At 64.3% G+C, this 2,370-nt stretch carries 2 protein-coding genes; both read left to right on the forward strand.

The features are described from left to right. Positions 1–57: 57 nt before the first annotated feature. Positions 58–1,386 carry a glucarate dehydratase gene (gene gudD / locus ABYB95_RS21770; RefSeq protein ID WP_372661871.1) on the forward strand — a complete coding sequence of 443 codons (1,329 nt, stop codon included), beginning with the start codon at positions 58–60 and terminating at the stop codon, positions 1,384–1,386. A gap of 48 nt (positions 1,387–1,434) precedes the next feature. Then, positions 1,435–2,319 carry a 2-hydroxy-3-oxopropionate reductase gene (locus ABYB95_RS21775; protein WP_372661873.1) on the forward strand — a complete coding sequence of 295 codons (885 nt, stop codon included), beginning with the start codon at positions 1,435–1,437 and terminating at the stop codon, positions 2,317–2,319. Positions 2,320–2,370 lie beyond the last annotated feature (51 nt).

Raw genomic sequence — 2,370 nt, forward strand, 5'->3', positions numbered from 1 at the left:
TCAAGTTGTATGATGACTGTCAACTTAATGCAAATCTCGCCATCGGATCCCGCCACCATGAATGCCACACCCACGGTCACCCGCCTGCAAGTCATCCCCGTGGCCGGGCACGACAGCATGTTGCTCAACCTGAGCGGCGCCCACGGCCCCTTTTTCACGCGCAACCTGCTCATCCTGACCGACTCGGCCGGCCACACCGGCGTGGGCGAAGTGCCCGGCGGCGAAAAAATCCGCCAGACCCTGGAGGACGCGCGCAACTTCATCGAAGGCCAGCCCATTGGCGACTACAACCGCCTGCTCAACCGCATGCGCACAGGGTTTGCCGACCGCGACAGCGCCGGTCGTGGCAAGCAGACCTTTGATTTGCGGGTCACCATCCACGCGGTCACGGCGGTGGAAAGCGCCTTGCTCGATCTGTTGGGCCAGCACCTGGGCGTGCCCGTGGCCGCGCTGTTGGGCGAGGGCCAGCAACGCGAGCGGGTGCAGATGCTGGGCTACCTGTTCTATATAGGCGACCGCAACAAGACCGATCTGGCCTACCGCAGCGAGCCCGAAGCGGGCGACGACTGGCAACGCCTGCGCCACGAAGAAGCCTTGACCCCTGATGCGGTGGTGAAGCTGGCCGAAGCCGCCCAGGCGTGTTACGGCTTTCAGGATTTCAAACTCAAAGGCGGTGTGCTGCGCGGAGAAGAAGAGGTGGAGGCCATCGTGGCCTTGCACGAGCGCTTTCCCGATGCAAGGATCACCCTCGACCCCAACGGCGGCTGGCTGCTGAAAGACGCGGTGCGCCTGCTGCGCGACCACCGCAACACCATGGCCTACGCCGAAGACCCGTGTGGTGCCGAAGGCGTGTTCTCGGGCCGCGAAGTGATGGCCGAATTCAAGCGCGCCACGGGCCTGCCCACCGCCACCAACATGGTCGCCACCGACTGGCGCGAAATGGCCCACAGCATCCAGCTGCAGTCGGTCGACATCCCGCTGGCCGACCCGCATTTCTGGACCTTGCAAGGCTCGGTGCGCGTGGCCCAGCTGTGCCAGATGTACGACCTGACCTGGGGTTCGCACTCCAACAACCATTTCGACGTGTCGCTGGCCATGTTCACCCACTGCGCCGCTGCCGCACCGGGCAAGGTCACCGCCATCGACACCCACTGGATCTGGCAAGACGGCCAAGGCCTGACTACAGAGCCGCTGCAGATTCGGGGCGGCTATGTGGACGTGCCCAAGTCCCCCGGCCTGGGTGTGACGCTGGACATGGACGCTGTGGAGCGCGCGCACCAACTGTATTTGCAGCACGGACTCGGCGCGCGCGACGACGCCATCGCCATGCAGTACCTCATACCCGGCTGGACCTTCAACAACAAGATGCCCTGTCTGGTGCGCTGAAGCGCTGGCCCGTCATCTCCTTTCCCATCGCTTTCAAGGAACCCCAAAATGAAACTCGGATTCATCGGACTCGGCATCATGGGCGCGCCGATGGCGGGCCATTTGCTCGCCGCCGGCCACGAACTCTTTGCGCAATCGCGCAGCGGCGTGCCCGCCGCCTTGCTGGAGCAGGGCGCCCAAGCCTGCAACACCGGAGCCGAAGTGGCCCAGGCGGCCGACATCGTCTTTCTGATGGTGCCCGACACCCCGCACGTTGAAGCCGCACTGTTCGGCGACAACGGTGCTGCCAGCGGCCTCACCCCAGGCAAGACCGTGGTCGATATGAGTTCCATCTCGCCCATCGCCACCAAACAATTTGCCGAGCGCATCCTGGCGCTGGGTTGTGACTACATCGACGCGCCTGTGAGCGGCGGCGAAGTGGGCGCCAAGGCCGCAAGCCTGACCATCATGGTCGGCGCCACAGACGCTTCCTTTGCCAAGGTGAAGCCGCTGTTCGAGAAGATGGGCAAAAACATCACCCTGGTGGGTGGCGTGGGCGACGGCCAGACCTGCAAGGTCGCCAACCAGATCATCGTGGCGCTCAACATCGAAGCTGTGGGCGAGGCCTTGCTGTTCGCGGCCAAGGCCGGTGCCGACCCGGCCAAGGTGCGCGAGGCCCTCATGGGTGGTTTTGCCGCCAGCCGCATTCTGGAAGTGCACGGCGAACGCATGATCAAGCGCACCTTCAACCCCGGCTTTCGCATCGAGCTGCACCAGAAAGATCTGAACCTGGCGCTGGAAGGCGCCAAGGCGCTGGGCCTCTCGCTGCCGCACACCGCCAGTGCCGCCCAGATGATGAACAGCTGCATCGCCCACGGTGGCGCGGCCTGGGACCACTCGGGCCTGGTGCGTGCGCTTGAAGTGGCGGCGAACTTCCAGATCGCAGGCAACTGAAACCTTGCCTGCCCGCCCAAGCCATTCGAACCCGTAGAACCAATCGAACCA

The organism is Hydrogenophaga sp. (assembly GCF_041633695.1).
GTDB lineage: Bacteria > Pseudomonadota > Gammaproteobacteria > Burkholderiales > Burkholderiaceae_C > Hydrogenophaga.

Excerpts from the sequence above, each read along its gene's own strand:
- ABYB95_RS21775 (WP_372661873.1), top strand. The coding sequence starts at position 1,435 with ATGAAACTCGGATTCATCGGACTCGGCATCATGGGCGCGCCGATGGCG.
- gudD (WP_372661871.1), top strand. The coding sequence starts at position 58 with ATGAATGCCACACCCACGGTCACCCGCCTGCAAGTCATCCCCGTGGCC.